The sequence below is a fragment of the Streptomyces sp. 13-12-16 genome, assembly GCF_002114215.1.
In the GTDB taxonomy this organism is placed as follows: Bacteria; Actinomycetota; Actinomycetes; order Streptomycetales; family Streptomycetaceae; genus Streptomyces.
This window is the reverse complement of sequence record NZ_NCTE01000325.1, coordinates 1-2416: the sequence shown is the minus strand read 5'-3', so window position 1 is coordinate 2416 and position 2416 is coordinate 1. Positions and strand designations below refer to the sequence as shown.

At 74.8% G+C, this 2416-nt stretch carries 2 protein-coding genes and 1 pseudogene; 1 reads left to right on the top strand and 2 read right to left on the bottom strand.

What is annotated here, in order from left to right; translation table 11 throughout:
• A pseudogene (locus B7767_RS13825) lies at nt 1–1250 on the top strand (hypothetical protein); the annotation flags it as partial.
• Nucleotides 1251–1298: 48 nt separating this feature from the next.
• Here the strand turns inward: B7767_RS13825 and B7767_RS13820 are convergent.
• Nucleotides 1299–2150, bottom strand: coding sequence for a transglutaminase-like domain-containing protein (locus tag B7767_RS13820; RefSeq protein WP_085572447.1), 852 nt, complete (start codon nt 2148–2150; stop codon nt 1299–1301).
• 17 nt (nt 2151–2167) lie between these two features.
• On the bottom strand, nt 2168–2416 hold a 249-nt coding region (locus tag B7767_RS13815; protein ID WP_143652433.1), incomplete at its 5' end, for a GNAT family N-acetyltransferase.

The window sequence follows — 2416 nt, the reverse complement described above, 5'->3', positions numbered from 1 at the left end:
CGTCCCAGGGCGCCCCCGCCGGCTTCGCCGACCAGGGCGGCGGCCCCGGCGCGCCCGGTGGCGGTCTGAGCGACGACACCGCGATCCTCACCCCGCAGCGGCCCGCCCAGCCCGGCACCCCGGGCTACGGCCCCCGCCACGACAACGTCTCCGGGCACACCGTCACCAGCGGCATCCCGGTCGTCCCGCCGGGCGCGGACTTCAACGCCCCCGGGGCCCCGGCCGACGGCCCTCGGCCGCACACGCCCCCGAAGCTGCCCGAGCCGGTCTCCACGCCCCCGGCGAGCTCCTCGAAGCCGGCGAAGAAGAAGGGGCGCAACAAGCTCGTCCTGCTCTGCGGCTGCGTGGTCTTCCTCGCCGGTGTCGCCTACGGCGCCGGACTGCTGATGAACCGCTCCGACGTCCCGAAGGGCACCACCGTGCTCGGCGTCGACATCGGCGGCGGCACCCGCGACGAGGCCGTGAAGAAGCTCGACGCGGCCCTCGACGACCGGCTGGACCAGCCGCTGAAGCTGTCGGTCGGCGGCAGGACCGTCGAGCTGGAGCCGGACAACGCGGGCCTGCAGTTCGACACCGCCGCCACCGTCGGCGGGGCCGCGGGCAGCGACTACAACCCGGTCAACGTCATCGGTTCCCTCATCGGCAACGAGCGCGTGGTCGAGCCGGTCATGCCCGTCGACGAGGAGAAGCTGCAGGCAGCCCTGGAGGACGCCGCCGGCGGCTCCGGCTCGGTGGCCGAGGGCTCGATCAAGTTCGAGTCCGGCAAGGCCGTCCCGGTGTACCCCGAGGGCGGTCAGGGCATCGACGTCGCCAAGGCGGCCGACGTGGTGACGGCGGCGTACCGCACCCAGGTCGAGACCGGGAAGTCCGCCCCGGTGAACGTCCCGACGGCCGCCCAGCAGCCGAAGGTCACCAAGGCCGAGGTCGACCGGATGATGAAGGAGTTCGCCGAGCCGGCGATGTCGGCCAACGTGATCGTGCAGACGGACGCCGCCCACTCCATCGAGTTCAGCCCGGAGAACTCCCTGTGGAAGTTCCTCGGGGTGCAGGCCGTCGACGGCAAGCTGGCGGAGAAGCCCGACCTGAAGGCCCTGCAGAAGCTGTACGGCCAGACGTTCGACGGTGTGCTCATCGCCCGGGGCAACGGCGAGAAGACGGCCGTCACCCCCCAGGACGTCTACGGCGCCCTCCGCCTGGCGCTGACCGACAAGACCGACCGCGTCGCCGTCATCGACACGGACCCGAGCTGACGCGACGTCCGCGAGCGGGCGCCCGGTGGATCACCGGGCGCCCGCTTCCTAGTTGAGCAGCGCCCGCGCCGCCTGCGCCTGGCCCCGGATCCGCTCCGCCGCCGGCCCGTCCACCGCCGCCACCGTCTCCGCGTACGCCTCCAGCTCCCGCGCGCCGTCCTGGAAGTCGCCGCGCCGCACCAGGAGCTGCGCCCGCTCGTAGCGCAGCCGTGCCGGGTGCGAGGGGAGGAGCAGGGACAGGTCCACCGCCCACAGCCCCACACCGGAGTGCTCGGGACGCGCCGCCGACCACGCCCGGACGTTGTTCAGGATCCGCAGGACGACGTCCAGCGTCCCCGCCGGCGTCAGCATCGACGCGTCCAGCGGCGCCCCCGTCGCCCCGGTGACCAGCAGCTCCGCGTCGGCGCCGGTCAGCACCCGGCCCCCGTCGAAGGGGTCGGCGAGCACCTGCCCCTCCGCCTCCCCGAAGCCGACGACGAAGTGCCCGGGCAGCGCCACCCCGTACACCGGCGCCCCCGCCCGCCGGGCCACCTCCATCCACACCACCGACAGCAGGATCGGCAGCCCGCGCCGCCGCCGCAGCACCTCGTGCAGCAGCGACGACTCCAGCCGCTGGTAGTCGTCCGGAACGCCGTGGAAGCCGTACCGCTCGCCCAGCAGCTCCCGCAGCGCCTGCGCCCACGCGCGCGGCGAGCCGGGCCGGTAGGGCAGCTCACCGGCCAGCCGGTCCAGCTCCACCTCCACGGCGTCCATGCCCGCCTCGTCCAGCGTGCCGTCCGCCTCCGCGCCGACCAGCAGGCACAGCGTGGACAGGTCCGGCCGCTCGCAGCGGGCCTCCTCGGCGAACCGCCGGCGCAGTTCGCCGGAGCGCTCGGGCGATGGGGGGCGTGGAGCGCGCATACCCGGTTCGTGCCCGTTCACAGCGCTCCCTCACCTGCCGGAGCCGACGATTCCGGAGCGCGGTGGTGGTGGTACGCGTGGTGCGCGGCGAAGCCCATGCGGTCGTACAGCGCCCGCGCCCCCGCGTTGTCGTCCTCGACCTGGAGCCAGGCCGCCGAGGCGCCCTCGTCCAGCGCCCGCCGGGCCAGCGCCGCCATCACGGCCGTCGCCAGCCCCCGCCGCCGCTGTGCCGGGTCCACCTCGACCGCCGCGAACCCGGCCCACCG